This is a genomic window from Methylocaldum sp. GT1TLB (assembly GCF_051027445.1).
In the GTDB taxonomy this organism is placed as follows: Bacteria; Pseudomonadota; Gammaproteobacteria; order Methylococcales; family Methylococcaceae; genus Methylocaldum.
Window position 1 is genome coordinate 1950994 of record NZ_CP194898.1, and the last position, 23659, is coordinate 1974652.

18 protein-coding genes and 1 pseudogene are annotated in these 23659 nt (G+C 59.2%); 9 read left to right on the forward strand and 10 right to left on the reverse strand.

Features of this window, described 5'->3' with window-relative positions:
- Nucleotides 1–7: 7 nt before the first annotated feature.
- The 7 genes and pseudogenes from ACR2R1_RS08415 to ACR2R1_RS08445 all read left to right on the forward strand — a co-directional run bounded on the left by ACR2R1_RS08415 (nucleotide 8) and on the right by ACR2R1_RS08445 (nucleotide 8502).
- Nucleotides 8–1471 (forward strand): lipopolysaccharide biosynthesis protein, encoded by a 1464-nt coding sequence (locus ACR2R1_RS08415; RefSeq protein ID WP_434113561.1) that lies wholly within the window; start codon nucleotides 8–10, stop codon nucleotides 1469–1471.
- On the forward strand, nucleotides 1468–2850 hold the full coding sequence (locus ACR2R1_RS08420) for a polysaccharide pyruvyl transferase family protein (RefSeq protein WP_434113564.1): 1383 nt from the start codon (nucleotides 1468–1470) through the stop codon (nucleotides 2848–2850). Before ACR2R1_RS08415 ends, ACR2R1_RS08420 begins: the two co-directional genes overlap by 4 nt.
- A gap of 16 nt (nucleotides 2851–2866) precedes the next feature.
- On the forward strand, nucleotides 2867–4876 hold the full coding sequence (locus tag ACR2R1_RS08425; protein WP_434113567.1) for a heparinase II/III domain-containing protein: 2010 nt from the start codon (nucleotides 2867–2869) through the stop codon (nucleotides 4874–4876).
- Between the two features lie 10 nt (nucleotides 4877–4886).
- A complete protein-coding gene (locus ACR2R1_RS08430; RefSeq protein ID WP_077728916.1) occupies nucleotides 4887–6092 on the forward strand; it encodes a glycosyltransferase in 1206 nt (401 codons plus the stop codon).
- 148 nt (nucleotides 6093–6240) lie between these two features.
- Nucleotides 6241–7455: an XrtB/PEP-CTERM-associated polysaccharide biosynthesis outer membrane protein EpsL gene (gene epsL / locus ACR2R1_RS08435; protein WP_347259015.1), complete on the forward strand. Its 1215-nt coding sequence runs from the start codon at nucleotides 6241–6243 to the stop codon at nucleotides 7453–7455.
- Between the two features lie 254 nt (nucleotides 7456–7709).
- Nucleotides 7710–8198, forward strand: a pseudogene (locus tag ACR2R1_RS08440) (isochorismatase family protein); the annotation flags it as partial.
- 127 nt (nucleotides 8199–8325) lie between these two features.
- The gene (locus tag ACR2R1_RS08445; RefSeq protein WP_434114315.1) at nucleotides 8326–8502 is read left to right on the forward strand and encodes a hypothetical protein; all 177 of its coding nucleotides are present in this window, start codon (nucleotides 8326–8328) and stop codon (nucleotides 8500–8502) included.
- Between the two features lie 593 nt (nucleotides 8503–9095).
- Here the strand turns inward: ACR2R1_RS08445 and ACR2R1_RS08450 are convergent.
- Nucleotides 9096–10076, reverse strand: a complete 981-nt coding sequence (locus ACR2R1_RS08450) for a fascin domain-containing protein (protein ID WP_347259209.1) — start codon at nucleotides 10074–10076, stop codon at nucleotides 9096–9098.
- A gap of 449 nt (nucleotides 10077–10525) precedes the next feature.
- Here ACR2R1_RS08450 and ACR2R1_RS08455 point away from each other — a divergent pair, with 449 nt between their 5' ends.
- Nucleotides 10526–11338 carry a hypothetical protein gene (locus ACR2R1_RS08455; protein WP_434113573.1) on the forward strand — a complete coding sequence of 271 codons (813 nt, stop codon included), beginning with the start codon at nucleotides 10526–10528 and terminating at the stop codon, nucleotides 11336–11338.
- Nucleotides 11339–12020: 682 nt separating this feature from the next.
- Here ACR2R1_RS08455 and ltrA read toward each other — a convergent pair.
- From ltrA to ACR2R1_RS08485, 6 genes are all read right to left on the reverse strand, one after another.
- A complete protein-coding gene (ltrA, locus tag ACR2R1_RS08460) occupies nucleotides 12021–13355 on the reverse strand; it encodes a group II intron reverse transcriptase/maturase (RefSeq protein WP_205780748.1) in 1335 nt (444 codons plus the stop codon).
- A gap of 824 nt (nucleotides 13356–14179) precedes the next feature.
- A complete protein-coding gene (locus ACR2R1_RS08465; protein WP_077728911.1) occupies nucleotides 14180–14713 on the reverse strand; it encodes a hypothetical protein in 534 nt (177 codons plus the stop codon).
- A 776-nt stretch (nucleotides 14714–15489) separates the two neighbouring features.
- Entirely contained in the window at nucleotides 15490–16728 is a 1239-nt protein-coding gene (locus tag ACR2R1_RS08470; protein ID WP_347258822.1) for a hypothetical protein, read from the reverse strand.
- A gap of 11 nt (nucleotides 16729–16739) precedes the next feature.
- Nucleotides 16740–17357 carry an ATP-binding cassette domain-containing protein gene (locus ACR2R1_RS08475; RefSeq protein WP_210023880.1) on the reverse strand — a complete coding sequence of 206 codons (618 nt, stop codon included), beginning with the start codon at nucleotides 17355–17357 and terminating at the stop codon, nucleotides 16740–16742.
- A 632-nt stretch (nucleotides 17358–17989) separates the two neighbouring features.
- On the reverse strand, nucleotides 17990–18862 hold the full coding sequence (locus ACR2R1_RS08480) for an EcsC family protein (RefSeq protein ID WP_077728908.1): 873 nt from the start codon (nucleotides 18860–18862) through the stop codon (nucleotides 17990–17992).
- An 11-nt stretch (nucleotides 18863–18873) separates the two neighbouring features.
- Entirely contained in the window at nucleotides 18874–19071 is a 198-nt protein-coding gene (locus ACR2R1_RS08485; RefSeq protein WP_086133405.1) for a hypothetical protein, read from the reverse strand.
- A 1276-nt stretch (nucleotides 19072–20347) separates the two neighbouring features.
- Here ACR2R1_RS08485 and ACR2R1_RS08490 point away from each other — a divergent pair.
- A complete protein-coding gene (locus tag ACR2R1_RS08490; protein ID WP_077728905.1) occupies nucleotides 20348–21073 on the forward strand; it encodes a S1 family peptidase in 726 nt (241 codons plus the stop codon).
- 260 nt (nucleotides 21074–21333) lie between these two features.
- Here ACR2R1_RS08490 and ACR2R1_RS08495 read toward each other — a convergent pair whose 3' ends face one another.
- The 3 genes from ACR2R1_RS08495 to ACR2R1_RS08505 are packed head-to-tail and all read right to left on the reverse strand — an operon-like array spanning nucleotide 21334 to nucleotide 23427.
- A complete protein-coding gene (locus tag ACR2R1_RS08495) occupies nucleotides 21334–22521 on the reverse strand; it encodes a YncE family protein (protein ID WP_434113580.1) in 1188 nt (395 codons plus the stop codon).
- Nucleotides 22518–22775 carry a hypothetical protein gene (locus tag ACR2R1_RS08500; RefSeq protein WP_434113582.1) on the reverse strand — a complete coding sequence of 86 codons (258 nt, stop codon included), beginning with the start codon at nucleotides 22773–22775 and terminating at the stop codon, nucleotides 22518–22520. The genes ACR2R1_RS08495 and ACR2R1_RS08500 overlap by 4 nt, the downstream gene beginning before the upstream one ends.
- Nucleotides 22776–22833: 58 nt before the next feature.
- Nucleotides 22834–23427 (reverse strand): TetR family transcriptional regulator C-terminal domain-containing protein, encoded by a 594-nt coding sequence (locus tag ACR2R1_RS08505; protein WP_434113585.1) that lies wholly within the window; start codon nucleotides 23425–23427, stop codon nucleotides 22834–22836.
- Nucleotides 23428–23659 lie beyond the last annotated feature (232 nt).

Below are 23659 nucleotides of genomic sequence, written 5' to 3' on the forward strand. Positions count from 1 at the left end.
GTAAAGCATGAGCAGCACCACGCCTTCGCTGGGCAATAAGGTTCTGTCCGGATTGATCTGGTCGGCCGTCCGTAACTGGGGCGGACGACTGGCGACCATCGCCGTATTTTTCCTGCTTGCTCGAATTCTGTCGCCGGATGAATTCGGCGTATTCGCCGCCGCCATCGCGGTGCTCGCCTTTATCGAGATCATTGCGGAACAGGGCCTAGCCGACGCGGTCGTGCAACGTCCCACGATAGGGCCGCGAGAGTTGAATACGGTTTTCGTGGCCAATTTTATCGTGGCAGCTCTTTTGGTTACGGCGACCTGGCTGGGGGCACCGCTCATCGCCTCGGTAATGGGCATCGAGCGCCTGACCGAAATTTTGCGAGTGTCGTGCCTCGGAATACTGATCAGTTCACTCGGGTTCTGCCAGCAGGCCCTGTTCCGGCGAAATTTCCAGTACCGCTGGCTGGCCCTCAGAACCGTGGCCGCGACCGTCGTTAGCGGCGCGGTGGGTGTCGGGCTGGCGCTCGCCGGCTTCGGCGTGTGGAGTCTGGTCGGACAGTTTCTGACCAGTACCTCGGTCAATCTGATATTGCTCTGGCTCAAGCCGGTCTGGAAGCCCGGACTGAAGTTCAGTTTCGTCGGGTTCGGTCAACTCCTCCGCTACGGAAGCAATGTCCTCGGCATGCGCCTGCTGGATTTCGCCAATACCCGCGCCATCGAGCTCGCCATAGGCGCGTGGCTCGGCGCCGCCACGCTCGGGTTTTATGCCGTCGGTTCCCGCATCTACACCATCATGATGCAGCTCCTCAGTTCGGTGGTCATGGACGTGGCCCATTCGGGCTTCTCGCGGATCGCCGGGGAGCGAGAACGACTGGCCCAGGCCTATTACCGCGCCATGACCGCGACCGCCGCCCTGGCGATGCCGTGCTTCGTGCTCGTCTCCGCGGTCGCCTCGGAGCTTTGCATGACGGTATTCGGCGCCAAATGGGCCGACACCGCGGACATTCTGGCTCCGCTCGCCCTCCTCGGGGCCGTTCAGACGCTCCAGTACTACAACGCATCAGGACTGAACGCCATCGGCCGGTCCGCTACCGCGCTAGCGATCGCCATCGTCAAGGCGGCGGCTACCGGCGCCGCCCTGGTGGCGACCAAAGGGCAAGGCCTGGACATAACCGTCAAGATTTACGTGCTGGCGCAACTCGTCGCGACGCCCGTGAGCTTTTATCTCGGAAGAAGGTACCTGGGCGTATCCGTTCGCAGAATCCTGCGGTGCGTTATTCCATTCGCCCTTTCGGCGGCGATGATGTTTTTCGCCGTCGGAGCGATCGGCCCCGCACTCTCCGATTTCGGCCTGAATCAGCTGTCGGACCTCGCCGTGAAGCTTGCCGCCGGAATAACGGTCTACGCCATGGGAATTGCGCTTCTCGGCCGCCGCCATCTGATCGAATCAATACAAACCATCAAATCAATGAGGCGTGGATGACTGAACAAGGTTCCGATAAGCCCCAAAAGCCGATTGAGATCAAGAACGTTCGAGCGAAGGGGGTTCGAGGCCGCCTGAGAGAGTTCTTGCGGGTGCCGATGCTGTATCGGGAATGGCGGCGCGAAAAGGGGCAATTGGTCAATCCGTCCTATCCGGATCTGCTCGAAGCCTGTAACTCGATTCTGATCGCTCCCTGCGATCCGGATACGGTTGCCGGCTCCAAGGGTGACGAGGCCATGATCACGGCGTTCGTTGAGCGGATCCGCGCATTCAATCCCGTCTGCCAATTCGGGCTGCTGACTTACCATGACCAAGTTCCCGAGACACTGGCAGATCTCGGCGTACGCCTCGAACCGGTCTGGGCAAATCCCAAGTGGTCGCTGCGCCGGCTGATCCAGACCATGTCCCGCTATGAAGGACTGGTGATCGTCGGTGGCGATGTGATGGACGGATACTACACTCCGCTGACCGCTCTGCGCCTGTGGGTGGTCGGCGATATGGCTGCGCGGCTCGGAAAACGAAGCGCGACTCTGGGATTTTCGTTCAACGAGAAACCGTCCTCGCGTTTGCGGCGCTGCCTTGGCTCCCTCGATCAGCGTTTCGTCGTTTCCGTCCGGGACGAGGTTTCTCTCGAACGCTTTAAAGGAGTCTCCCAGGCTAATTCGAGGCTAGTCGCCGATGCGGCCTTTCTGTTACGGCCCTCGTTCAGCGACCGAGTGGAGGTCGTTCGTCTTTGGGCCGATTCGCAGCGGGCGAAGGGCCGTACCGTGGTGGGTTTCAATCTCCACCCGATGCTGATCAAGGAAGGCGATCAATCCCGACGCTCGGCGATGATCAGTGCCTCGGTAGCAGCACTGCGCGACGTCGCGGCGCGGAATGATGTGAGTTATCTGTTCATCTCGCACGATTTTCGTGGTGGCCCGCTAGGCGATGAAGCCATGCTCGGACCGATTTTCGAAGGTCTTCAGGACGAGTTGGGCGAGCGAATTCGCTACTGGAAGAATCATTTCTCCGCAAAGGAGCTAAAGGCGATCGCCGGCCTAACGGACGCCGTTTTTACCGGACGGATGCATTTGGCGGTCGCGGCGCTCGGCCAGGGTGTGCCCATCGTCGCCGTCACTTATCAAGGCAAATTCGAAGGACTCTTTCGACATTTCGAACTTCCCGGACATCTGGCGGTGTCGCCCGAGTCGATTCTTGATCCCTCCCGCCTGGCACCGCTGATCGACGAACTGATTTCATCTCGCGAAGCCCTCGCCTCCCGGGTTGCGGATTCTTGGCCCGGGGTTGAACAACGTGCCTTGCTCAATATCGAGCCCTTCCTGGTGAAGGAAGTAGCTCCCAACGCGTCATCCGATGCCGTGTTTTCTAATCCATGACGATAAGGGGACAACGATGAGAGATCTGCGATTATGGAGCGGGGTGGCGTTGATGCTGGCAGGAGCAGTCCTCGAACCTATAGCCGCCGGCAAAACTGAACCGGCGTCCAAGGCCCCAGTCCTGCCCGGCAACGACACCATCAAAGCCGCCTTTACCGCCTTGAAAGCGGGTGAAGACGACTATGCACCGGCCCGTGCCGCCCGTGAGTACTGGGACGCGGCCCGCCAGCGCGTGGCACAGGACCCGCGCTGGACGGCTTGGTTGCAGGAGCGAACCAGTCGGGTCACGAAGTGGATGGCCACACCCCGCGATCACCCGGAATGGGCCGCGGGCTGGCTGCACAATTACGTGAATTTAAAGACGGGCGCCTTTCTCCACTGGACCCCCGATCAGCCGATACCGCCCGACCAGCCCGGCCACGAAAAGCTGCGCGCCGCCTGGATCGCCCATAATCGGATCTACAACATCGACCGCGTGCTGGACGCCGCCCGACTGTTCCGCCTGACCGGCGATACGCGCTACTTGGATTGGGCGGCTTCGCAGCTCGATTTCTACGCCGACGCCTACCGCGGCTTCCCGTTGCAGACCTGGAACGGCCGAGCCCAGCTGATGAATCAGAGTCTGGACGAAGCGACCCGCGCCCTGGTGTTGATCGAAGCGGTCCGGCTGCTGAAACCCCATGTCCCGGCGGCCCGCGCCGACCACTGGCGCGAGGGGCTGTTCCTGCCGTTGGCGGCCAATGTGATGGCGTCGTCGCGCGAGGTCCACAACATCGCCGTCTGGCATGCCGCGGCCGTGACGCTGATCGGACTCGAGTTCGAACAACCCGAGTTGATCGGCTTCGGCAAGCATTCGGCCTTAGGTCTTCCGTCGCTCCTGGCGACCGGTGTGTCGCCGGACTGGTTCTGGTACGAGCACTCCCTGTCCTATCAGGAGTATACGGTTCAGGCCTTGGTGGAGCTGCTGGTCGGCGCCTCGTTGCGCGGGCGGCTGGCCGAGTTCGCCCGGGAACTCTGGATCGCGCAGAACCTGATGATTTCTCCGGTGACCGTGCGCTTTGCCAATGAAGACGCCCCGACCCTCAACGATTCGCCGCCTAATCGCAAGGCGCCGAACCGCAAGTTGTGGGCGGCCTCCCGCCGGGTGTTGCCGACCTGGCTCGGGCTGGACGAAGCGAAGGGCCAGCTGAGCTGGGACACCCTGCTCGATCCGCCCAAGCCGGTCGATTCGATGCCCCTACTGCCCGAGCTGGCGTCGGGACCGGTGCCGGGTCTCGATGCGGTTCAGCTCGTGAAGAACGGCTGGCATGCCCTGTTGCGCTATGGCCAGAAAGCCCGGTTTCATGCCCAGCAGGAAGCCCTCACTTATGAACTGCAATACGGCGACACCTGGCTTCTCAAAGACGCCGGCACGGTCGGCTACGGCTCGCCGCTGCACAAGGGCTATTTCAGCCGGGCACCGGCGCACAACGTGCCGCTGGTCGACGGCGACGGGCAAAATCCCTGGCCGTCCGAGGGACAGCTCGATGAGGTCGCGCCGGACGGCTCGTTCGCGGCGGTGTCCCATCCGAGCTATCGTCCGGGCGTAACCGCAACCCGGCGGCTCGCCATCGGCGCCGGCGACTTTATCGATCAGGTGCGGGTGACCACCGGCTCGGACACGCCGCACGCGATCGGTGTGGTCCTGAACACACCCTGTGCCGTGACCGCCGACCGGCCGTCTGTCGCGGAAGGGGCATCGCTGCCGAATGCGACGGCCTTCCGCCACTGGAAGGACTGGACCGCCTATGCGGCGGCGGGCACTTGGAGCGGCACGCTCGACTGCGCCGGCCGCCGGTTTGCCCTGGCGATCGCCGGCGCCGAGCTGCAGCGGGTGTTTGTGGGCACCGTCCCCGATTCCGCCGCGCCGTACACCCGCCGGGGCATCTACCTCGAAGCCATGGCAACGGAGACGCAGTTCTACCTGGTATTCCGCCCGCTAGCTTCGCCACAGGCATCCGTACACAAAGCGCGCAGAGCAAGATAAGGACCAACCGATGCGCATCACGATGATCTGTAACGAGCTGCCTTTCCCTCCCGGACATGGTGGTCTGGTCGACGTGTGGCGCCGGCTCTGCGCCATGAAATCGGCGGGCGTCCGCGTCCAACTCGTCTGCTGGGGCGGCGGAGCCGCCGGCGCGCTGCGACCGGAACATCTCGACAAGGTGCGGGAGGTCGTGGAGGATCTGTACGTCTTTCCGTTTGAACGAACCTGGCGTTCGCGCATCAAGCGAACTGTCCACCTGTGGCGGCTGCCTTGGCGAGTGGCCTCCCGTAGCTTGAGGCCCGCCGAGTTTCGTTCCCTGCTGGAGGCGCAGCGCGCATTCGACAGCCAGGCAATCTGGCTGGACGCCGTCTATGGTGGCGAGGTGGCGCGCGGTCTGGCGCACGAGCTGAAACTGCCGTTGTTCTACCGCTCTCACAACATCGAACATCGGTACACACTACATCAGGCCAGAATCGCCCGAACGGCGCGAGAACGGTTTCAGTGGACACTCAGCCTGTTCAACCTGCGCCGTTACGAGCACGGAATTCTCAGGGAGAGTTCCGCGTTCTTCGATATCTCCGTCGATGACCTTAGATATTGGGAGAAGCTCGGGTTTACGTCCGGATATTGGCTGCCGCCGCTGGTGGACGAATCTTTTGCGGGACGCCTCAGTGCGCCGCGGGAAGGTCCCCCCCGATTCGACGTCGGCTATCTCGGAAACCTGTTCATGCCCAATAACGTCCAGGGCTTGGTTTGGTTTCTGGAGAAGGTGGCGCCGCGGCTTCTCGATGCACGGCCCGGCCTGCGCCTGTTCATCGCCGGCAGCCAGCCTTCGGATCAGATACGAGCGGCGCTCGCTGCGCGCCCCGAAGTCACACTGATCGAAAATCCGCCAGACGCCGTCTCGATATTGCGCGACGCGCAGATCTTGATCAACCCTGTCTTTGCGGGTAGCGGAGTCAATATCAAGTCCGTCGAAATGCTTTTTTCCCCCGCCGAATTGATCAGTACGCCTCAGGGCTTGGCTGGACTTCCGGATGAGGTCAAGAATTGCTTCCGAGTCAGCAAAGATGAATCCGGATTCGCGTCCGCGATCCTCGACGGCCTGAGCTCTGCGGCCGCAGGCCGTATCGCAGATTCGGAGAGCCGCGCGGCGGCGCGGTCTTATTTTCGTGCAAAGCGGATCGATGACATTTTGCCGGTCCTCTTTCGCTAAAGGCGTGCCGTTGTGTATAGCCATAACACGATCGGGCTAGTCGCTATCGGAATTCGGCGGTACGGAAAGTCTCGCCGCATAGGCTGATACAAAAGGTTTGCGCAAGCATTTGAAAGCGCTACGTTCAAGACGCAAGCATCAGCGGTTCATGTATAAGCCCAAAGCGGAAACTATTATTTCCCTCGCGTTTTTGGTGTGGACGGAAGCCTCTTTCGGCGTCGCCGATCCTACTGACACTTTTCAGCCTTATTTATCGGAGACGCTGACCTACGATGACAATCTTTTCCGTCGCCCGAGCAAGACCAATCCGAACGCACCGATAAACGAATCGGAACGCTGGGACTTGATCAACCGGCTTTCCGCGGGGCTCAGAACCTATATTCCGGTGAGCCGGCAGGAGTTTCAGCTCGAGGGAAAGGTCGACGACAATCGTTACGCCAACCACGATGAGCTTAACCATGTATCGTCCCTGGCAAAAGGGACATGGAAATGGCAAGCGGGAACTTCCTTCGGCGGAATACTCGGCTATGGCTACAGGCAGTATTTGGGAGGTTTTACCAACACGGGGTTTTTCGGAAGGGATCTCATCACGGACAATACGGCCTTGGTCGATGTCAATTACAAGTTCAATCCACGATGGAGATTGAACGGACAATACCGGTGGCTGAACAGCGAGCATGAGGCGCCCCAGCGTAGGTTTCTGGATCTGACCAGCGATACCGGCATCATCGGGCTGCACTATAAATCTCCCGACCAGAATACGATCGGCATTCAGTACACACACACGGATGCCAGCCTGCCGAATCGGGAGCGGGTTTTGTCCGCGCTGATCGATAACCGCTACCAGGAACATGAATTCAGTGCACTCTACAAATGGCAGATTACCGGAAAATCGCTGGTAGAGGGGCGCATCGGCTATCGCATCCGCAATCATAAGCAATTTTCACAACGGGATTATCAAGGCGAGGCATGGCGGCTCAATTATCAATGGACACCGACAGGAAAAACCGTGATTACCTTGTCGGGTTGGGGAGATTTGTTGAACAGAACCTCGGATATCGCGGCCAGCTATGTCGTCACTAAAGGCGTGAGCGTCAGCCCCACGTGGTCGGTAACGCCAAAGATCGACTTGCAAGCGAAATTTAGCTGGGAAGAGTGGCAGTACGCCGGCGACCCGAAATTACGCATCGATGCGAAGACTGACGAAGACACGATCCTAACCGGCCGATTATCGGTTTCCTACGACTTTGCCGATCACGGCCAGCTGAATATCGTCTATGAGAAAGGACACCGTAGCTCCAGCCGGGTGTTTGCCGACTACGAATACAACACGGTCTTTGCAAACGCCATTCTGAAGTTTTGATCGTCCGCGCCAAATACCGGCAACGGAGCTGGCCCTGTCCGAACACCACGTCGTCCGGCGATTCGGTCGAGGGTAACGGGCGATGTCCCGCGACCCCGACCCGATTGCCATCGAGAAATCGCTCGATGGCCGTTATTCGTGCGCCAAAGGCTTATCCGTGAACAAGTAATCGCGGAGCTCCTTGGAAAAGGTGGGGTCCTTGCAGGCATCGACCCGCTGGTTGTATCAGTCGACGGCTTCCAGTTCTTCCTTCAATGATTCGATGGCCCGTGCATATCCAGGGTTTCGTTCGACAAATCCGATGTGGGTATTTCCTGGATTTCTACGATCCCGCACAGCCGCCCATTCAGGAGCTTCTGGACCGCTGCGCCCGCCTGATCGCTGCGGCCCGAAAGGCCGGCATTCCGGTGTTCTACACCGCGCAGCCCGGCGGGCAGGCGCCCGAGGACCGTGCCTTGCTGAACGATTTCTGGGGCGACGGCATTCCCGACCGGCCCGAATCGACGCGCGTTGTGGACGCGGTCGCGCCCCAGCCCGGCGACACCGTGCCGACCAAATGGCGCTACAGCGCGTTCAAGCGCTCCGACCTGGAAGCGCGGCTGCGCGGAACGGGCCGCGACCAGTTGCTGATCTGCGGAGTGTACGCCCACATCGGCTGCCTGATGACCGCGGCGGAAGCCTTCATGCTCGACATCCAGCCTTTTCTGATCGGCGACGCACTCGCCGATTTCTCGCGCGAGGATCACGAGCAGGCGCTGCGCTACGCCGCTGGCCGTTGCGCGCGGGTTTGCGGAACCAACGACGCCCTTCGAGCCGCCGAGCCGGTTCGGCCCTTGCCGCGCAAACACCCGGACTCTCGCGGCCGGGCCGGTGGAAGACCTGGCGGCGGGCTTCATGGCCCGCGGCGATGCGATCGTCCTCGACCTCCACGGCCGTCCGGAAAACTACGACGACGTGACCCTTCGGGTCCACTGGCAGCGAATCGCCGCCTTCCTCGCGCGGGCACTGGACCGACCCAGGGCGCCGGTCGTCGACTTGGCAGCTTGAATTCTGGGCTTTACAAAAAAGGCTTGGCGAACATCGTTAGCGCCTTCGGTTCGAGTGAATTGCTTCAGCCATTTGTAGATCGGCAATCCTTTGCCGACGAAAACGCGCGGTCGGGACATGGCGTCGGGAAGGGAGGCTTCGGCGCTCCAATCGCAAACGGTCATCCCAGGAGCGCTGGGATGACCCTTCCAATCGCAAACGGCCTGGCCGGGAGCGCCGGCCAGCCCCTTCCCGAAGACGCCGTTTGCGATTGGGAAAGGATTCCCACCCTTAATGGGGCTTGGCATCGGCAACATCGACGCCGGCCTGCTCGCGCCCGCCTCGCTGAACGGCGCTCGACTCCGGATACGGGGGAAGCGGCTGTCTGCTGTCGCGGAAAATCTTGGGCGCGGCCATCTGCCGATAGATGTTGTTAATTGTGAATCAGGCCCGTCGATCCCTTCCTGGCACTTCGGGCCGAGGCCAAGGCCGGTACACGGCCGGCCTTGACTGACGCGGCTTGCCGCCGAGTGGGGCATCCCCACCCCGAATTAACCCGGCTCATGTTTGTTTATAGGCCGGGGTAATAGTACTTATGCGGGCGTGTAGCCCTCTCATTGCAGGACCACTGGTGAAGCCAAGCCGTACACTATTAGCTGGAACAATTCGTTCGATGTCGATACGCCGTCGCGGCGGGTGGTGAGCAAGGTGTGTCCAGCTGAGTCTCGGTAGATTCCCACATTGAACCCGCTCGAGGTTTGAAGCGCATAGGTGCAGTTGCCCTGATCGATGATCCGGAATTTCTCCCAGGCTAGGACTTGTGTCGCATCGGTGTGGAAGATGGTCGATGTGGTACTGATGCATGCGCCTGGAAAGCCCGGGTCGCAGTCGATATATTTTTGCACGAGTCCCCCACCACCGAGGGCGGTAACGAAGGTCACGCCATTGGAAGTCTGCAGAGCATGGGAACCGTCGCTTTGTCGGATGAATTTAAATCTCGACTCCGGTTCTGCCCGTCCGACTATTATTATGTCCCCTTGCGATGACCGGCCTCCCGGCAACTCGGCGGACAGAAATGTGCCGTCCGCGGTCAGAATGCCATACTCGAATCCCGATCCCACGTCGCCGCACTTGACGATCCGAAATTTTTCCCAATTTTGGATCTGCGTCGCATCGGTATGAAAGGCATCTGCGGATTTGCCGCCGGCTCCGACTGCCGTGACATAAAACCCCTTTATCGTATTGATCGCATAATAACTCGGCGCGAAGTTGCCGACGCTCAGGTCGAGCAGCCGAAACCGCTCCCAGTCTAGGGCTTGCGTCGCGTCGGTATGAAAAGCGCCACCCGTCAAGCCCCCTCCGTTCAGCGCAGTCAAATAATAGCCGCGGGACGTCTGAATGCTCTTGTCATGAGGCGTGTCGGGGTAAGTCACGGCAAACGTGAACTTTTCCCAGGGCCCGGCTGTCGTCGCGGTCGTCAGGAGGACAGGTTCGGCTATTCTTCCTCCCCCATCGAGCGCGGTCACATAAAAGCCTTTGTAAGTCCGCAGCGCGAATTCCCCCGGCCACGGCAATAAGGCAGTGAGACTCTGCATTGGGGCAATCCCGCCCTCCTGGACTTCACCAGAGGCCGGCTGGCCTTGACCCTGTTCGACAACGCTAGACGACGTTAGAGGATCGGATGGCGATGCTGACGCATCCGCGACGTGGCCCGCCAGGCTCATGAGAAAACAAGCGATGGGCCGGAGTGATGGCAATCGATGTGTTCGCATGCTACACCTCTCAGATTGCTCCCCTAAAGAACAGGACATTCAGGAAGCGGCTTCGCCATTGCGAATTTGATGTAAGAATCGGGCTTGCTGTAGTGACAGACTAACGCAGGTGCTGCGGACGAATCATTGATATATTTAGATGCCGAGGATGAAGGCCAGCGTAGCCCGGATGGAGCTTTACGGAATCCGGGACGAGTGGTGCATCGAGTCTCCCGGATTCCACTGCGCTCCATCCGGGCTACTTGCTAATGCATCGGAGCGGAATAAACAAATTGCAGGCAAAGCCACAGAAGCCCTGCAACGAATTGCCAAAGGGAGCGAATTTAACGCCCGGAGGGTTGCGAATTTTGGCGTCAAAATCGATAACCCAAAGCCAAAAGACGACGCACGACAATCCCATCAACTCGGACGGTAAAAAGCGCCGCTCCTTCGTCGCGCCACTTTTTGCTGCCGGTTATGAGCGGCGTTATGCATCGCAGTTCACAAGAGGCAACATGAAACGTAACGGCATTCTGTTCAGCTTTTTCGTCGGGCTCATGAGTTCTGGTTGCGCCAGCACGACCATGCAAACCTATCACGCAGGCGGGGACAAAGCAGTTTGCGGTAAACGGGGAGTCTCGCTCGGGCACGTTGCCATTTTGCCGGAAATGGCATGGCGGAATGATCAAAAGGAGCCTGAGAAACGTGAACAAATGGCATTGGAAGAGATTGAGCGGGCGTTCCGGGAAATTCCCTGTGGAAGTATTGCAGCTCCTGGCGGCATCAGGCAGGTTTCAGACTGGTCCGGCAGGCCGGAGTCGGAGTTGTTGTCGAAGTTTTCCGAGGAAGGCGTTGATACCGTCATTTTGGTGCGCATCGAAGAGTTGACCCCGCGGATATTTGTTACGTACTCACTTCCGTTCTTGTGGGCTGGTTCGAGCGAAGCGGACTTTCGCATCAGGACTCTCTCTGTACAATCGGGATCTGTACTTGCGGATATGCGCGTTAAACGATCTACCGGAGGGCCTTTCAATCTCAGGCCCGCTGAGTGGGCCGGAACTGAACTCAATGCCGCACTGAGGGCAATTATCGAGGAGAAAAAATAGAGTGCCGCGACAGATCTTGAAACCATCGCTGATCGTCTGTTTGCTAGCAAGTCCTGCTATCGCATGGGCGATGTTCAAGCCGATACGGGTCTTGGCGCCCGAATGGGCGGGCGATATCTCTTGTGTCAGCTCCAGGATCTGTATCGATAATGCATTGCGGTATCGGGAAGCATCCGAATTGTACGAGGGAGCTCTACGTTTCGTCGCCTCGGCTGTTGGTCCATTTCAACACAATCCACGCGTTGTATTCTGTTCTACGGAGGATTGCTTCCGGTCTTTTGGGTTCATAAAGGCTTCCGCAAGCACCGTCGGGAACTTTGGAATAGTCATCAGTCCGAGAGGTTGGACACCATATTACGTGCGCCATGAGATGGTCCACCACCTTCAGGCAGAGCAGCTTGGTGCTCTCACACTATGGCTTGGCCCGGAATGGTTCATCGAAGGCATGGCGTACTCCCTCAGCAAAGATCCACGCCGGCCGCTTTCGGAACCCTGGCAGCAACATCGGGCCGAGTTTGAGGGTTGGTATCAGAAGGTGGGGAAGGAACGTTTGTGGGAGGAGGCGCGAAAGCTATGAACCCGCATAATCGGGTAACCAGGGGTTTCTAACCCCCAGTCCCCACACCACCACGGCATGCGGGTCCGCACCGGGCGGTTCACGAAAAGGGAGCACACGACGATGTCAGGTGTAGCCATGGGCCTTCATCCAAAGATCACGGATAGTGATCAGCCCCTGGGTCTTCAGCCATTGGTTGGTCATCCCGGTCTGCGTCGCCAGCGTCCGCGACAGATGCCAGTAGCTCTTGCTGCTGATCGCCGTCAGGATTGCCTGGCGCTTGCTCGTCCCCAAACCCAACAGGTTCTTGACCTTGGTACGCACGTAGCGCCACTGTTTCCAGTAGCACATGCGTACCCGGCGTCGAAGCCAGTGGTCGAGTTCGGGGATCGGGCGGTAGTAGTCCGAAATGCCGAAGTAGCCCATCCAACCGCGGATATACTGGGCGAGCTTGTAAAACCGGTGAGCCATCGAGACACCCCAGCTACGCCCGGTCAGTGTCCGGATGTTGTGTTTGAAGTCCTCGAATGCCCGGTCGCCCCAACGCAGCTTGGTTCCCCGGAAATTGAATCCGAGAAACTTGGCCTGGTCGGTTTTGACCACCCGGCTCTTCTGCTCGTTGACCACCAGTTTGAGCGTGCCGGTCAGGAAGCGCGTGACGCTATCCTTCACCCGCTCGCCGGCCCGCTGACTTTTGACCAAGATCAGCAGGTCGTCCGCATAGCGGACGAACCGGTGGCCACGCCCTTCCAGTTCCTTGTCCAAGTCATCCAACAGGATGTTGGCGAGCAACGGCGACAGCGGTCCGCCTTGCGGCGTCCCCAACGCCGTTACCTGGATGGACTCGCCGACCAGAACACCCGCCCGCAAATACCGGCCAACCAGCGCCAACAGCCGCTTGTCGCCAACCTTGCGGGCCACACGAGCCATCAAGACATCGTGCCGGACGTTGTCGAAAAATTTCGCCAAGTCCAGGTCACAGGCGATGCGGTAGCCGGCCTGAAGATGACCTTGTGCCTGCCTCAACGCTCCATGGGCGGAGCGTCCCGGTCGGAAACCAAAACTCGACTCCGAAAAGCCGGGGTCGAAGATCGGCGTCAATACTTGCGCGATGGCCTGCTGGATCACCCGGTCCATGACGGTCGGGATACCCAGCAGTCGTTCGCCCCCTCCCGGCTTCGGGATCGACACCCGTCGTACCGCTTGGGGTTGATAACTGCCATCGGCCAGTTGCTGGCGAATCTCGGCCCAATGCGAGCGCGCAAACTCGGCGAAGTCCTCGATGCGCATCCCGTCCATGCCGGGCGCACCCCGATTGGCCTTCACCCGCTTCCAGGCCCGTCGCAGGTTCGCACGGTCCAACACCCGCTCCATCAGATCGTCGTGCAAGGCTGGCTGCGTGACGCCACGCCGGACATCGGCTCCCCCGGTCGGGTTCATCGTCGATACCGAGTCGCTCACGGCTCCTCCTTGTCTTCTTGTGTTCGGCCCTTCACCGTCCGGTCTTCCAGGCCGATGCGGCTAGTATGGCCTCTGCTGACTTCTGCCCGGTCACACCCTGCGTTGCCGCAGAACGCGCTGCCAAAGACAGGTCGTAGGGTCCGGTGGCTATTCCAAGGCTTTCGCCCTGGACCTCAGTCCGACTCCCATAACCTATCCCAGCCGCTCGCCGGACAGATCTCCCCGAATAAGAACATGAGCTTTCAGCGCACAACCGCCGCATTTACCCTATCTCCCGTACCCGGCGGGTTTCGTCATCATGTGCTGACTCACCCGGAGACTGAGCCTTCTATGCGGTTTCTGTTCGTCGGCTCGCACCTTTGCGCTCGGGCTTCCTTCAGACCACTCCTCGCGGAGTTGCCCTTGCCGTCGGCTAGTAGTTACATTGGCCCAAAGAATGGGCATTACAGGTACTCCTACAGGGGACTCTCACCCCATCAGTTCATGCCCATGTCGGGCGTACACACGTCGGTCAACCGGACCCTCCGCCGCGATGCGGCTCCGCGCCGGTTACCTCCACGTTAAGCCTTAACCCCATGAAAATCCTGTCGAAGATCTATCGGATCTGACTCAAGCAGCCATTCGAGAACGGCAGACATTCGTTAGGTCGAATGGCCGCTCAGGCCGAAAACCGGCTGCCGTGGCCACCCTGCTCGATTCCGCTTTCTTGCCCTTGTGAATCTCGCCCCTTCCCCCGAGTGCGAGCGGCCCATGCGTAATCGTTATCGATTTTGAGGGTTGCTCGTCGGGCGGCCGTCAATGCAAGACCAGCATACCGAATTCAGCTATCGGCCCTCGCACGATATGGGTTGCAGTTGCGTATCCAGCGGAGCCTGAGAGATAGGCGCATCAATTTGCCCGTTACTGAAGGGGGTGAATATCTGATAACCGGTTATTGGCCCAGCAAGGGTTTTGGGGTCAAGCCTGAGCGCATAATCAAAACTGAACACGCCATTTTTGCTGATATCCTCCCTGTTGCCATAGCTGGTCCCCACCAAGCTGATCTGAAGTTGGTCGCCGCCAGGTAGCTGATCGTTGGGCGGGGCAATCGTGGCCGAGCCCGTCAATTGGTTGGCATACTGAATCGGGGGGTTGGTGGCCTTGAACCCCAGCTCCAGCGCATCGACATGGACAATTTGACCGGGTTTATCACTGAGCGCCTGTTGCATTTTGATTTTCAGCGTTCTATCCCAACCACCGGGTATGACATCGCCGATTTGAAAGCAGCGAGTGTCGGCTGAAACGATAGTTCGCGCTTCAACCTGACTCGACAGTACAGCAAGAATGGATAGTGAAGTTGCGGTGAGTAGGTTTTTCATAAGGAACTCCATGAGTTTCTAAAGGGACTACCATGTACCGAGACCGAGCATTATTAACCCGGCCTATAAATATAGGCCGGGTTAATCCGGGGCAGGGATGCTCCGGCGCGGCGACAAGCCGCGTGAGCCCAGGCCGGGCGTGTACCGGCCTGGGCGGCGGCCCGTAAATACCAGGAGGGTATTTACGGGCCTGATTAATAACTGAACAACTGCGGCTCACTGAGCAGTAGCTGCCCGTATGAATTACTCTCCTTCTGAATCGCTCACTGCGGGCTTTCACACATCACCCGTTTAATTCGACGATAGCGGCACGAATAAATTCAGCCTCCATGTTTTCTTAAATCGTGGAGATCATAGGGTTCGTAGGCCATTGGAGGGTCGGTCACGTAGTCATTTCTCTGCTGGCCCCCTCCGCTCCACTATCGTATGCAGACCTTGGATACACGGTGCCACAGTCCCCATCGGGTACGGAATGGCCTTTCGGCGAAACTGAAAGCCAACATATACCCGAATGCCAGCTGACAGACCGCACCACTGGCAGTAGCCGGCCAATTGGAGCCTGTTAGGCTGATCCCGATATCTGTTCAGTATTCGGCCATACCCGCCGTTCGTCGTTATTTAACAATTTCGTTCGAACGGCTGCTTTATGGAGTGTCTTCGAACTGGCGATCGATCCGGTCGACTGCCTTTGCGGTAAGACCGTAGAGGGCCGTGCGGTCTTCGAGAATCTCGATATGAAGGTCTTCCAGCCCGTATCAGGTCCCGAACCGATGCTCCTAATGAAACATGACCACCCGCCATGCCGCCAGCCAAAACGCCGCTGCGGTGACCAACTTGGGCCAGAACCGCGTTGCGTCGATAGTCGAGTAAAGAGCGAGCGTCACGGCGACTGCCGTGCTTCCCAAGGGTAGTATCAGGAAGGCGTAGGAACCTGCGAGCGGGTAAAGCGTGGCGACAGGCAGGAACGCGAGCAGACAGAACGCCGCTACCAATACCAGCAGGTCGGCCACGAACGTGGCGGCTGTTCCTATCCCCAACGATGCCAGCAGGGGGCGCATGGGCGCGCGCTCGGCACGCAGGGTCAACGCCAGTCCAGCCACCTGGAATATCAGCGGAACGAATCCCGCCAGCAGCAGGCCTACCGCCACCTGCGGTTGAAATCCGACAGCCTCCCAGCCGGTCCCGAACCAGCCAAGAATACCCGCATAAGCCAGCAGCGCCACTCGCGCCGGCAACTGGCTCCATTGCATCAATGCCAGCGCGTCCATGGCCGCAAGGTTTACCACAGGGTGTAGATGCTGGCCGATTCTGCTTCCGATCCGCCAAGATCCGGTCTTCATCACTCCCGTCAGGCGCCTGCGCAGACGGAAGGCCGCGATCGGTCCGCCCGTGAGCAGGACAAGGGCAAATTCGCGTGCCCCGTCGACGCACAAAGCCAGCATGGCGATCAGCGCACTTGCAGCGACCAGCAATGCGGCCCACGATCCACGCAGTACGAGTTGCTGCACGATGGGCCATTGGGTACCGAGGGCCAAGGCCAGCAGTCCATGCTCCAGACCGCCACTGCGGGCGGGTCCGAGCAGAGTGATCCCGTAGGCGGCGAAGGGCAATAGCAGGGGGAGATCGGCAATTAGCAGCAGCGTCAGGTCGAGCCCGGTCTCGAAGCGAGATAGCCCCGGCAGCGTGCGCAGATATCGCCAGGGCGCGCCTCCTCGCAAGGCATCGGCTTGCACGGCCGCCCAGGCGATGGCCAGCAGTGACAGGGTCAGCCAGGCGGTCAGCGCGTAAGCCGGACTGCCGCCTTCCACAATCTTGCGTACCGGCGTCCCGACGGCGTCGATTTGTGCGGCAAGTGGCGTGGCGGCTGGCGAAACGACTAAAAGTGCGAAGAGCACAGATTGCCAGCGGCGGAGCAAAAGCTTCAGGGTCGCGTCGGCGTAATGGCGCAAGCGCCAGCCGAGCAGGCGGAAAAACAGGCGCGATCGGGACACTTCCAACGGTGGATGGCGAGACACGTGACAGCCTCTCAAGTCAATGTCACGGTGTTTTCAGGCCGTATGCCGAAGGCCGCATGCCGCGAGGTCTCGTGGCAAGACATCAGGATCAGCCGCGTCTTGGCCAGGCGCCGGAGCGTCGCCTGCAAGGCCGCAAGCGAGGCGGCGTCGAGCGCGTTGCTGGGCTCGTCCAAGATGAGGACATCCGCCTCCGCGGCGACAGTGCCAAGCAACAGAAACTTCCTTGCCGTACCCAACGACATGTGGCCGAAGTTCGTCTTCAAATACGCGTGTAGCCGAAACGATTCGGTCAGCTGATCCAAGGTCTCGGTATCCCAGCCGCCCCGAACAGAACCGACGAAGGCCAGCCACTCCTCACCAGTCAGAAAGGGGAAGACCGGACAATCCGCCGGGCAATAAGCCAAGCAACGGAGGGCGCGGGCCGGTCGGGCCTTAAGGCTCACGCCGCGGATCCAAACTTCACCGGCATCGGGAACCAGGGCGCCCGCGAGCATGCCGAGGAGAGTCGATTTACCCACGCCGTTCGCACCCGCGATCAGATGGACGCCCGGCTTGGGCCATTCGTACGACCAGCCGTCTATGACCGGCCGACCGGAGTATCGCTTGGAGAGTTCGACTGCTGTCAGCACGTTGTCGTATATCCTGTGAGCAAGTGGCACCACCTATTTCGCAGCGACCGGAGGCGATGTCGCCGGTAGTATGCTGGCGAAAGGATAAAAGATGCGGAATTCAGTGCGCAATGAAGCCCAGATAGCACAGACTAAATTGAGGCATGGACAGGTATGTAACAGTGTGGCGGCGGTCGATAACTTGACTTGCTTGCGACAGTCCGCTTCGGTCACGGACTACTCCCCCGCCTCTGAAGAAAGCAGCATTCCTGAACGGCGGATTTTGGTCAGACCGGATGACCGGAACGGCCGAAAACTGGTCCTCGTGAGCACCGAGAGTGAATAACCCAAACGGGCATACAACGGAAGATCGACAGGTTCCGATGATACTCGGCGAAAAAACGGTTGCCGTTACCTTGATCGCCGGATCGGATACCGCAGGCGGGCTTGCGATTTGACCCTGTTCAGGTGCACCTAACGTGGTCCCGGTAGAACGAATTCAGTAGGTCCCAAAACCCTTCGACTCCGCTCAGGACAGGCCCTTCGACGGGGCTCAGCGCGAACGGCTTACCGGGATAGGCTCTGCCAAAAGACCGGAAAGCGGGCGCGAGAAGGAATGCTTGACCATTTTCCGAGAATCGTCCTCATTGGCATCATGCGGACCGCGCCATCATGGCCGGCGGGTCTGCCCGGCGCTCATGCCGAACCGATTTCAGCTTCCGATACTCGGCCTCGATGTAATGCCGCCCGTAGCGGCGTTCCAGCCGGCGCATGACGAAATGGCTGCGGGCCATGCTCTGAAAATGCCGGACGAACAAGTCGTTGATGAAGGCGCCGCCGACCGCGCCGGCGAAGGGCAGCATTTCCGCGGCGGCTTTCTCCGACAGTATCAGTCCGAAACGCTCGGATACGATGACTATCATGCGGCTGATGGCCGGCGCTCCGTTCCGGCTCAAGCCCTGTTCGGCAATGTGGCGTGACGCCTGTTTGACGGCGGCTTCGAGAGCCAGGCGCAAACCGTAATAACCGGTATCGGCGGCATCATCGGCCTTCGAGCGTCCCCCCAGAGCGAAAACTTCGAGACAGGCCAGACGGGTTTCCGGCCGGTTCAAATCCTCGCCTTCGCTGCGGGCGATTTCGGCGATGGCCGCGAGCATGATCAACGTGGTGAGCGGCAGTTCCACCAGCAATGCGGAACCGCCGAACAATCCGCCAATCGCGCCCGTGCTCCGCGCCATGCGACGGTAGAAGCGTTCGCTGCGAGGCTGCCCCTGCCCGAGGCGGGTGACCGCGGCTTCCAGAAGCCGGCCGATGCCCGCCTGCAAGTGTCCGGAGAAGCGACGATGCCAGCGCGGCGGTATCAGCTTGAGCCCCTTGTCGACGGGAGTGCCGACGGCGTGGGCCAGATGGGCGGCAAAGCTGGGATATTCGAGCTGGCGGAAAGCGTCTCGCAGTCGGCGACGGTCCTCATCCGCCAGTTCGATGACGCCCGCTCCGGGCGAAGATGAGTCGTGTTCAAGCTTCATTGTCGTGTCACCTAGAAGTTCTTGAAAATACCTACCGGCGGTTTCGGCTGCGGCTCGCCCGGCTTGCGCATCCTTGTTTCGCCGTCGATGAGTTCGAAGCCCGTGTCTCGGATCTGGACGGGGTGAGGACGGTCCGGACCAATCGCCGGACTTGTTCGCTGAACGTGGTGTATGACGGCGGCGCCGAAGTCCGTGCCGGTCTGCTGCATTGGCTCGGCTCTCTACCGCCGAACGCCTTCCAGCACGGATGCGTCCGCCCAAGTCGCCCCTACTCCGCTCATCGTTTCGTCCATGGCGCTCCTCTCGCCGCCCTTGCTACTTCGTATTGATTGTTTGCTTGCTCCTCACGGACTACGATCGATGATCTCGTCTTGATTTGCGGTACAGGACGACAATACCGGACGAACGTGTCGAAATCGGGCGAGTGCTGCGTTCAGCGTAGTGCACAACATTCGGAAAGTGGACGGCCGGAAATGCACCGTGACGGGGCCGACATTGACATGGAACACGGCGCAGCTCCGGCAGTACTCGACCGAGCAGACTTCGCTCCGGGCCAAGGTTTCGGTATTACAAGCTTTTCGTTGCACGGGTCTCTCCTCAAGTTATGGAACGCACGGGCGTTCATGTGTAAAAGCGGGCGCAAATCTCGATCTCTATCGCAATGGCCCCGGCTTTGGCCAAAGTTGGTCGTGTCCCGGACATTTGCGGGCGATCACGCTCGACCATTCCCCCAAGCCCTCACCTTCGCTCGGAACACGTCGGTCGAACGGTTTCCGAGGTCTGCCGGGACCGGCACTCAACTGGGCGAATCGGTCATGGGTGGCGGTCGGCCAACCCGCACGTTTCGATGGGCGTGACATCCATGCAGACAGAACCGCAGGAATAAGCCCTGTATCGTGGTTTTGGATTGGTGATCGAGACAGGAAAAATCGGTCGCACAAAGGCTCCCTGTTTCAATGAGCTCAGAGAGCTTGTCGACGCTGATTCGAAGCCTGACGCTGTCTTTCTCGTTCAACGGGGGAGTTATGGAACCCATGATGACGCATCCTCCATGATACGAATGATAATGATTCTCATTATTTGGTCAAGCATTCCTTCGTCACCCCGCTTCCCGTCTTTTGGTGATGCCGGCGTAGCCCGGATGGAGCTTTGCGGAATCCGGGACGATCGGTGCATCGAGTCTCCCGGATTCCACTGCGTTTCATCCGGGCTACTTGCTGGTGCGCCTCCGGCGAGGGAGTGGCAGCTTGCCGGCATATGCCGAAGCGCGTAACGATGTCGCAGCCCACATTCAGTGAAACGCGCCGCTGGAACAGCGCAGCCACGATCGTCCCCTGTTCGGAGCCAAATCACGCGATTTCCGCGTCGCCGTCACGGGAACCGTTGGCGATATAAAGGCAAAGGAAACCGTATAAACTTCCGGTACGCTCGAACGTTCGAAACAGAAAGGCTCCCTTCGGAGTACTGGGAAACAGGAAGAAACCCATGCGCCAGATCACATTAATCGTTACCGTGCTCGGACCTTGGATGTTAAACATCGCCTGGGCGGCAGAAGTGAATCACACGCTTGCGCTCAGCGTCGTTCAGGTCCAGGCCTATCCAAGGGACGGCAGGGCTTTTGTCGGCTCCGGTGTCGTCGTCGATTACGATCGCGTGGCGACCAACTGCCATGTCACGCGGCACGCCGATTCGATCGTCGTCGGGAAAGGCGCTTTACGCTATCGCGCAGCCAGCCAGCGCGCCGATTTGAAACACGATTTGTGCATTCTTGAAGCGCCGGGAATGTCGCTACCGGTTGCGAGTCTGGGCACCACATCGGTACTTTCCGTCGGCGAAACGATCTATATGTACGGTTATCCCCGAGCTATCGGCATCGCTTTCGCCGAGGGCCGTGTCGAACGCTTGCATCCCTATGACGGCAGCTTGGTCATCGAAACCACCGCGGGTTTCGTCCAGGGCGCGAGCGGCAGCGGGATATTCGACCAGGACGGCCGCCTGGTCGGTCTCGCCACATTCTTCTCCGCGGGCGGCAAGACCGGACACTATGCCATTCCCGCGGACTGGATCCCGGGTCTCATGGCCTCAGACCCCCAGCCGATCAGGCCCTTGTCCGGTTTGCTGTTTTGGGAAGACACCTCCGCGCTCCCGGATTTTCTGAAAAGAAACGGCGACCGGTCCGCTGCGCCGAGCTCGCCTCCGCAATCCCGCTGAAGGCGAATCAGGCGCGCCCATGGTTTGCGGCCTTGACGGTCGATCTCTTCCTCCGCAGGTGAATGGGGGCAGTTCTCGAATTCCGGCATGTGTCGGCGCGCGAGGACTGCTCCCCGATGTCCCTCCTCTCCTCGCCTACCCGTATGGAACGGGGAGAACCCACGGCTCTCCCCGGTTAAACCTCATTCGGATGTCCGCGTCTGCTTAGCGGTCATATTCCCCGGAATAGGCCATCCGCATAGAGTTGCGTCGTATTCGTCTCAGTGATCGCTCTTATACCAATTGGGCATCGCGATGATGCAGTTCGGCGTTAGGCCAGCCTTCTTGAGGACATCGACCGTCGCGACCACCTTGTTCTGGTGCAAGTCGATAACGCTCACCGAACCGTCGTCCATCTCCGGCAAATTGATGAAGCTGTTCTGAACGATGGCGTAGCGATGATCGGGCGAGAGCACGAAGTGGTGCGCGCCGCCGGCAGTCGGGATCGTCGACAGCAGTTTTGGCTTATAAGGATCGGCGATGTCGAAAATGTTGAAAGCGCCGGGCTTGGCTGTAGTGATATAGAGGCGGTCGACTTCCTCGTTGAAGCCCATTTCCAGCGGGATACTTTGGCCGGTTTCCGCGAAGTCAAATACCCTCTGAAATCTGAAGTCCTCGGTCTCCGAACGCCAGGTCGCAGTCCACAAGGCTCCGCCATTCATATTGTTTATGTAGGCTATCTGGGGCTTGCGATGGGGGATGAAGGCAATTTCGACCGGCGCTTCCCCGGAAGGCGAGGGTTTATACGAAAGCTTGTGGGTCGAAAGAATTTTCCGGGTAGACGCTTGTATGACGGAGACCGTCTCGCCGGCATCGTTCAGATCATTGGGGTTGACCGTGCTTGTCACGAAGATGCGGTCGAGCTCGTCATTGAGCATCACGCCGTGGGGATACTTTATGAACTTGTCGCTAGCTCCGTCGTTCCCGATCGTTGCAATCGGCTTATCCGACCGGGCGTCGCCAACGATGACGTTGTTGGACCCCATGCAGCTGAGATACCAGTGCTTGCGATCGTCCGAGAACGTTATGTCCTCTCCCACCTTGCAATCCGGGACGGCTACGACGGTCTTTTCTTCGGGGAATTTCGAGAGGTCGTAAACATAGAGCTCGGTATGCCCGAGGGACGTGACATATGCCTTGGTCACGTCTTTGTTGTAATAGATGTGATGTGCCACGAAATCCGGGGGCAAGGGCGTATCTTTGACAATCTGGTTGAATGTGGGCGAGTTCGGGTCCACATCGATGACCGCAATACCCTCTCTGCGATTCGGCTGCCCAACCTTGCTTTCATAGTTGAGCATGGCGAGCAGTTCAGCGCTTGCCGTGGCCGGTACCAAGACGCTCAGGGCGCTCAGGGCGCTCAAACTCAATGCTCGTAAAGAGGCGCGGGTGAAGCGATGGCATTTCATGCTTTTTTCTCCTGTGAATTTTTCATCATGTGTTCGGCTGGGCATCGCTTGCGCACGATCTCTTCGTCTAAGGCGATGCAGACGCCATGGACCGTGTCGCCGGTCAATGGCTTCGGGCCCGTCACGGATCGGGGCCGAGATTTCGGATGACGGAGCGGGATTTCTTCGACATCGATCGACTCTCGTCGGGTAAACGTTTTCGGGCTCTGCGCATTTCTCTTTTGATCAGTCAATAAAGCATCTCGGTTCTCCATTCTCTCAGTCTCGACACGAAAACAAGATGACCGGTCGTTTTTTCAACGGGCAAAAAAATCAGGCTTTGAAGTAATCGTCGAGGAGAAACTCGAAGACCTGCGTTAGAGGCTGAACCGAACGTTCGATTTTCATGCGAAGCAAAGCGCCCTGCCAGAGATTGAGCACCAGGTCGGCCATGAACGTGGCTGTCAGGTCCTTTCGGAAGCTTCCTTCCGCTTGCCCGCGAGCGATACCTTCTTTCAGTTTGTCGCGATAACGGTGGACGGCGTCGCGCAGCGAGGTAGAACAAAGATCGCTCGTTTCGCCTATCTCTCCGATGAGGTTGCCGAGCAGACACCCGCCTTTGAAATCTCTGCGCTCGGTCTCCTCCATGAGTTCTTTGAAATAGGCTTTCAGCGCCGCCTCCGCACTGACATTCCTGCGATTTAGGTGTCCGTCGAGTTGCTTGATGAACGGCTCGATGTAGTGCTGGACCACCTCTGCACTGAAGGCTTCCTTGCTGGGAAAGTGGTTGTAGAAAGACCCCTTCGGCATGCCGACGCTTTCGACGATTTCCTGGATTCCCGTGCCATGGTAGCCCTGCTCCATAAGAAGCATGACGCCATGGTCGAGCAGCTTTTCTCGGACTTCGGCGGAATCTCGTTTTCTCATGGGGCATGAACAATATGACCGGTCGTCTTATTTGTCAATGGGGCTTCTTGAGGAATTTTGTCGTCTGTCGGCAAGTTTGCAGGCTTGATTTGCTTACGATGATCAGAAGCAAGCGGCAGCATTAGAGCGTTTTCATCGCGCTCGTACGGCAAAACAGGCTTGGCGAAAGTCGTTGGCGCCTTCGGCTCGGGTAAATGGATTCAAGCATTCGTAGGTCAGCAATCCTTTCCCA

What these genes read in the sequence shown, in the direction of transcription:
- ACR2R1_RS08495 (WP_434113580.1), bottom strand. Translation starts at nt 22,521, where the DNA reads ATGAAATGCCATCGCTTCACCCGCGCCTCTTTACGAGCATTGAGTTTG.
- epsL (WP_347259015.1), top strand. Translation starts at nt 6,241, where the DNA reads ATGTATAAGCCCAAAGCGGAAACTATTATTTCCCTCGCGTTTTTGGTG.
- ACR2R1_RS08505 (WP_434113585.1), bottom strand. Translation starts at nt 23,427, where the DNA reads ATGAGAAAACGAGATTCCGCCGAAGTCCGAGAAAAGCTGCTCGACCAT.
- ACR2R1_RS08500 (WP_434113582.1), bottom strand. Translation starts at nt 22,775, where the DNA reads ATGGAGAACCGAGATGCTTTATTGACTGATCAAAAGAGAAATGCGCAG.
- ACR2R1_RS08450 (WP_347259209.1), bottom strand. Translation starts at nt 10,076, where the DNA reads ATGCAGAGTCTCACTGCCTTATTGCCGTGGCCGGGGGAATTCGCGCTG.
- ACR2R1_RS08465 (WP_077728911.1), bottom strand. Translation starts at nt 14,713, where the DNA reads ATGAAAAACCTACTCACCGCAACTTCACTATCCATTCTTGCTGTACTG.
- ACR2R1_RS08480 (WP_077728908.1), bottom strand. Translation starts at nt 18,862, where the DNA reads ATGAAGCTTGAACACGACTCATCTTCGCCCGGAGCGGGCGTCATCGAA.
- ACR2R1_RS08485 (WP_086133405.1), bottom strand. Translation starts at nt 19,071, where the DNA reads ATGCAGCAGACCGGCACGGACTTCGGCGCCGCCGTCATACACCACGTT.
- ACR2R1_RS08430 (WP_077728916.1), top strand. Translation starts at nt 4,887, where the DNA reads ATGCGCATCACGATGATCTGTAACGAGCTGCCTTTCCCTCCCGGACAT.
- ACR2R1_RS08420 (WP_434113564.1), top strand. Translation starts at nt 1,468, where the DNA reads ATGACTGAACAAGGTTCCGATAAGCCCCAAAAGCCGATTGAGATCAAG.
- ACR2R1_RS08425 (WP_434113567.1), top strand. Translation starts at nt 2,867, where the DNA reads ATGAGAGATCTGCGATTATGGAGCGGGGTGGCGTTGATGCTGGCAGGA.
- ACR2R1_RS08490 (WP_077728905.1), top strand. Translation starts at nt 20,348, where the DNA reads ATGCGCCAGATCACATTAATCGTTACCGTGCTCGGACCTTGGATGTTA.
- ACR2R1_RS08415 (WP_434113561.1), top strand. Translation starts at nt 8, where the DNA reads ATGAGCAGCACCACGCCTTCGCTGGGCAATAAGGTTCTGTCCGGATTG.